General features: G+C 59.3%; 3 protein-coding genes and 1 pseudogene. All 4 read right to left on the bottom strand.

What is annotated here, in order from left to right; genetic code table 11:
* Positions 1 to 665 (bottom strand): annotated as a pseudogene (locus BMX17_RS24630) (outer membrane lipoprotein-sorting protein); the annotation flags it as partial.
* A gap of 247 nt (positions 666 to 912) precedes the next feature.
* Positions 913 to 2010, bottom strand: a complete 1098-nt coding sequence (locus BMX17_RS24625) for a hypothetical protein (protein ID WP_139203790.1) — start codon at positions 2008 to 2010, stop codon at positions 913 to 915.
* A 342-nt stretch (positions 2011 to 2352) separates the two neighbouring features.
* Complete coding sequence (locus BMX17_RS24620; protein WP_092665228.1) at positions 2353 to 2766, bottom strand: TRAM domain-containing protein; 414 nt, start codon at positions 2764 to 2766, stop codon at positions 2353 to 2355.
* 599 nt (positions 2767 to 3365) lie between these two features.
* A partial coding sequence (locus BMX17_RS27200; RefSeq protein WP_139203788.1) for an ATP-binding protein occupies positions 3366 to 3512 on the bottom strand: 147 nt, incomplete at its 5' end.

The following is a 3512-nucleotide window of genomic DNA, read 5'->3' as shown; positions in this document are numbered from 1 at the left end:
AGGCTGACGTTCGAGAACTGCATCGTCATGGTGTAGTTCATTCGCTCGGTGTCGGTGTCGACGGTCACCTTCGTCGGGAAGTACGTCTCGGTGTCGACCCAGACTGTCCCCGTTACGTCAGCATTCCGGTCCGCCGTGGTGTTCGGAATTGCACGGAGTCGATAGACCTCGTTGCCGTCGACTGTCTCACTGGCCTCGTACTCGAACTCGGCGGACCCGACCATCCGCGTGACCATCGTCGAAACGTTCGAGGTCATATCGTACGTATTGTACCGGTTTTCGTCGGGCGTGTACGTGATCGTCCCGGTTTCGTTCCGGACGGTGATCGTCTCAGAACCAGCACTGGACTCGACGACTTCGCGTCGGAGCCGATCAGTCTCGAAGTCGGCCCAGAGTTTCGTCTCGGTCGTCGAGGTTTGGTTCCCGTCCATGGTCATTTTCGTCGTCTTGGTCATCACCAGCGTGTCTATCGAGTCGACTCGCTCTTCGAACGTGTCGACGATCTCCTCGCCGGACACATCGGACACGTCGGATGGTCCGTCATCAGTCGGTGTACTGCCTATCGGCGCTGCCACTGCGGCAGCACCGGTCACGGCACTGGAGACCAGGAGGAGGGCTCCGAACGTCGCGACCAATCTGGAGGGCCGAAGGTCGTCAGCGGACATTGCACTCCGATCTTTCGCCCCCATCCCAATAAGACAGGAAACAGGATTTCAAACCCGGAACCGCACCCTAAAATCTAAGTCCCGGCCCTGGTGCGCGACGCGAAACCGCTCGTCGCCGAGGCGGCGGGCAGCGGATCGCTCACGATCTCGCGTGAGCCCGCTGAGTTCGACGACCGCAAGTTCTGAACTCCGGGAAGCGGCGTTTCAGGACTGGAGACGAGACATCGCGGAGACGGCTTCTCACGCCTCAGGGAACTGTTCGGCGGGCAACCTCGCCCGAGACACCGTCGACGGTCGCGGTAACGATTACCACGTCACCGTCTGGGTCGACGCCGATCCCGAGGTCGGAGTTCGTGCTCGGTGATGTCGTCCACGTCTCGTAGTCTCGTTGGACTGCTCGCAGGGTTAGCTTGTCGATCGTGAGGTTCGTCTCGAGTGTGACTGCGAAGCGGTGCCGGTCGGCATTATAGCTGAAATTGAGTGCCCCGTCCGGAACTGCGTCCGCGACCTCGGGAGGGGTGTCGCCTTCGGGCGGAACCGATTCGTTTGTCTCGTCGTTCCTGTCCGTTGTCTCCGGTGGACTGAACGTGAGATCGAGAGCGTCCGCTGGGTACGTCGCAGTGGCGGAGAGTCCGTCGCCACGTCGGTTTACGGACATCTCTTCGGCCGAAGTCCCCAGCTGAGAAGTGATGCGATCCCGCGTGGTTTCGGTGAGTCCCGCGTCTTCGACGGCGAGTTTCGCCGTGATCTCGTCGGTGTTGGGAGTGAACGAGATGGAACTGATCACGTGCTCGCGTTCGGAGAGGGGGTCACCGGAAAGACGGGCGGCTGGGTCGCCAACGGTGCGCTCATCCAGGTTGACCGGGCCTGTCCACCCAGCTACGAAGTCACCGTCCCCAGCGGCGTCGATCAACCGTCCGAATGGACCGGCGTCGGCGACGGCCCGATCGTGGTCCCCTTGCCACGTCTCGATAACTGTCTGCACTGCGTCACGAGTATCGCCCAGTACTACGGCCGTCTCGCTGACTGCGATAACTGTATCCAGCTCCTCTCTCGTCGATTCATAGAGAGTGAACGTGCCCTGTTCGCCAACAGTCTCGTGTGCGATATCTCCGGGTGAATTGTCGGGCCCGGAGCGGAGCGTCTCGTCTGCTCGCTCCGCGTCGAACTCCCCGGTCGCGACGGCAACATCATCGACGACGAATAGCTCATCGACCGTTTCTGCCGGTCGTTCTGGGTCCACGAGATACCCCAGCCCCCCTCCGAGACCGATACCCATGCCTGCGAGGAGTCGCCGCCAGGTATCGAGCGGCCACACGAGAAAGGGATCGTCGATAGCGTTCAAACCCTGAAGTTCGGGAACAGTTTCACTTCCGCTGATAGTATCCCTCGACGGCAGGAGCAGCGGAAGCAACTGATTGGCCTTTTGGGACTCTTCTGCGATTCGAAAGTCGACATACGCGAGCGTTAGGCCCGTATCTTGTGACGGAACCCACTCGGTGTACGTCGGATAGTCGGTCGCACCGAAACCGAAACAGCCACCGAGTGCTGCCGTGGTCGTGACTGTGCCGAGTTGCAGTAACCGACGCCGATCGAGGGTGAATTCGTATGGCGGGGATCCGTGGGCAGTCATGGCCAATGGAACCGATATAAAGTATCTATCGACGCTACCTGTTAAAATATATCATTACTCGTAGTAGTCGAGACGTTCGACAACCTCCGCGAAGGCAACATTCCGTTGGACATCAGTGATTTCGACGGTAACGCGTTCGCCTTGTTTGCTATCAGGGACAATGACAACGAACCCACGCTCAACTCGAGTGATGCCGTCACCTTGGTCACCGAGATCTTCGATTTCAACAGTCCGCTGCTCCCCCTCTTCAACGGGCGGTGTCTGTGGGGGATGCGTGGACTGGGTGGTAGCGTCGGTATCGCTGGTCTCGTCGGCTGTACGTGCGGCCAGCACAGCCGCACGATACGTCTTGCTGGGCTGGAGATCACCATTCTGAATCTCTTGTTCTGGGATTTCGATAACAACCGAGTCATTGCGTTTCTCGACAGACACAGAGAACAGACAGCGAAGTTGGTCGGGAATATCCATCAATCGTACTACACGGCTTGTCTGGCCGAAAGCACTTGGTTCTACTCCCCAGCAATCCGTCAGACGATCTCGGGAAGATGGGAAGCCACAAATCCGTGGAATCGCGTGACCTCCTCCACGGCCTGAAGGCCGTGGCATCCGGCCACCGGGTGACTGCCCTGCCGAACCAAGGCATTCCGGCCAACCCGCACTCAGAGGGAACCGGCAGCATCCCGGTGAAACTCTCGCTTTCTCCCTCACTGTAGGGCTGTGGCCCGGTCACGCAGGTCGTTCGAAAATCGGAGATTTTCGTGATCACGAGAGACGCCGTCTCTCGGACGACCCCATCGGAATCGATGTCATTGCCGTGTGACGATCAGACCGTGGTCGTCACCGCCCCTTGTCTGTTGGGGGCCGGCATCTCACCGATTCCGTAGCAATTTCCAATACGTCGGGCCAAGAAAAAAAAAACCTTCGGTCGGTCATCCAATCTGGCCGCAGTACGGTGGTTTGTATCCCCTGAGTGTCCGCCTGACCCCCGCCTGTTCGCTCCTCGGTTCCGACTGGTATCGGCACACTCGTCGCTCACGGGAAGGCGGGGGTATGCGCTCGTATCTCTATCATTCTCTTTTTTTGACGCCCGTAATCTCGAACCGCGCGCCACCAGCGTCGCTCACAACAACAGCGATTGACCAACCGTGCGCGTCGACGATCTGTTCGACGATCTGTAATCCGAGCCCAGTCCCGTCGTCTGACGTGGAGTAGCC

Source organism: Halorientalis persicus (assembly GCF_900110215.1).
GTDB lineage: Archaea > Halobacteriota > Halobacteria > Halobacteriales > Haloarculaceae > Halorientalis > Halorientalis persica.
This window is presented reverse-complemented; position numbering and strand designations above follow the sequence as displayed.